The sequence below is a fragment of the Streptomyces sp. NPDC057253 genome, from assembly GCF_042669125.1.
GTDB lineage: Bacteria > Actinomycetota > Actinomycetes > Streptomycetales > Streptomycetaceae > Streptomyces.
This window is the reverse complement of sequence record NZ_JBHUXV010000295.1, coordinates 1-1,896: the sequence shown is the minus strand read 5'-3', so window position 1 is coordinate 1,896 and position 1,896 is coordinate 1. Positions and strand designations below refer to the sequence as shown.

Genomic DNA, 1,896 nt, shown 5'->3' with positions numbered 1-1,896 from the left:
GAGAGCGCTTCCCTGACACGGAAGAGGTCACTGGTTCAATCCCAGTATCGCGCACACACCGAAGCCCCCGGCCCTGCGGCCGGGGGCTTCTTCGGCTCTCGTCGACCGGAGACCGGTCAGCTGGAGAACAGCATGTGGCCGAAGCCGCGGTTGCGGTGGTGGCCGCCGTGATGACCGCCGTGGCCACCGTAGTGACCGCCGTGCTGCGGGGCGCCCCAGGCCGGTGCGCCGGGCTGGGCCGGGTACTGCGGAGCGGCCGGGGGCGGCGGAACGGCGGGACCGCCGGCCCACTGGCCCTCCAGGCGGGTCAGCGCCTCCAGCTCGCCGTAGTCGAGAAAGATCCCGCGGCAGCCGCTGCACTGCTCGATCTGGACACCGTTGCGGTTGTACGTGTGCATCGGTGCGTGACACTTCGGACACTGCATCGTCGGCTCAACTCCTCGCCCGTTGGTCCTGCTTGGCATTACGCCAGGACAGACTCCGTCCGGCCCTGGTCGGTTGCACCCTACTTCGCGAAATGGTCGGCCAACTCCGGCGGGGCGGAACCCATTCGCTCACAGGCGTCGACGACCGCCCGCTCCACGTCGTCGAGGGGCCGGTCCGCGTCGATCGCCTTGGCCACGGCCCGGGCCGCCGTCTGCACGGTGAGGGCGCGGGCGGGCACGTCCAGGGCGGGCCAGGGCTCGCCGACGGCGGGAACGGCCGGACCGCCGGCCGCGCGATAGGCGGCGAGGAAGAGGCCCCAGTCCTCGGGGGACAGCAGACCGCAGGCGTACCAGGCGGCGGGGCGGGCGAGGTCCCAGGCGGGCTCTCCCACGCCGAGGTCGTCGACGTCGATGAGACGCCAGGGGCCGTCGGGGGTGGGGTGCCGCACGAGCTGCCCGAGGTGCAGGTCGCCGTGGCAGAGGGTCGTGGTGTCCCGCATGGGGGTCTCGGCGCGGGCCCAGGGCGGCAGTGTGGACCAGGCACGGAGGACGGGGGCGACGGCGGGGTGGTCGCTCCGCCGGGCGGCCTTGAGCAGCCTGGCGACGGCGAGGGCGGCCTTGACCGGGCCCCTCATGGGAGGCAGGCCGGGCGGGGCTGGAGTGCGGTGGAGGTGGGCGAGGAGGGTGGCGGCGGGCTCCCAGGGGGCGGCGTCGGGATCCTCCGGGTCCACGGGTTCGCCGTACGGCCAGAAGGTGACGAGTCTGCCGTGCAGGTCGACGTGCGTCGCGTGGAGCGGGGGCAGGAGGATGCCGGGGAGGTGGGCGGCGGCGGTGAGGCGGGGAGCGAGGTCGGCGGGGGCCGTGTCGGGGGCGTGAGCCTTCGCGACGGTGTCCGCGTGCCGGACGACGGTGGCGTCGGGGCGGTCGGCGAGGGTGGCTGCGCCGCAGGGGCAGGCGGCGGGGTCACGCGAGTGAGCCTCGGCTCTCACGCTTCGGGTGAGCTCGGTGAGGAGGGGGTGCTGCGTCACGGGGCTCCCTGGGCCGGGGGTCTGGCGCCTCAGTATGTGCCGGGTGCGGTTGTGGGGCGGGTGCGGGTGCGTTGTGGGCCGGGCGCCTACTGATGTGCCGAGTTCGGTTGTCGGGCGAGTGCGGGTGCGTTGTGGCTGGTCGCGCAGTTCCCCGCGCCCCCGCTGCGCTGGGCTTGGGCCGGGCGCCTACTGATGTGCCGGGTACGGTTGCGGGGCGGGTGCGGGTCCGTTGTGGCTGGTCGCGCAGTTCCCCGCGCCCCTGAGGAGTTGCAGGTACGCGCGCTACGACGGGACCGTTAGCCGGCCGCGCCCGCCCCCACCGGACCGTTGGCCGCGTACGGCGTGAAGGGGACGGGGTGGGGGGTGTCCGCCCGCAGCGGCCGGCGTCCGTTACAGAGCCCATTCTTCGATGGACCGAGCCGCCGGACCGAGGACGGATACCC

At 74.2% G+C, this 1,896-nt stretch carries 2 protein-coding genes; both read right to left on the bottom strand.

All coding sequences use genetic code 11. The features are described from left to right. Positions 1 to 116: 116 nt before the first annotated feature. Positions 117 to 425, bottom strand: coding sequence for a zf-TFIIB domain-containing protein (locus ACFULQ_RS49065; RefSeq protein ID WP_123759561.1), 309 nt, complete (start codon positions 423 to 425; stop codon positions 117 to 119). Between the two features lie 80 nt (positions 426 to 505). Further along, the gene (locus ACFULQ_RS49060; protein ID WP_383558344.1) at positions 506 to 1,453 is read right to left on the bottom strand and encodes a phosphotransferase family protein; all 948 of its coding nucleotides are present in this window, start codon (positions 1,451 to 1,453) and stop codon (positions 506 to 508) included. Between the last annotated feature and the right edge of the window lie 443 nt (positions 1,454 to 1,896).

Excerpts from the sequence above, each read along its gene's own strand:
- ACFULQ_RS49065 (WP_123759561.1), bottom strand. The coding sequence starts at position 425 with ATGCAGTGTCCGAAGTGTCACGCACCGATGCACACGTACAACCGCAAC.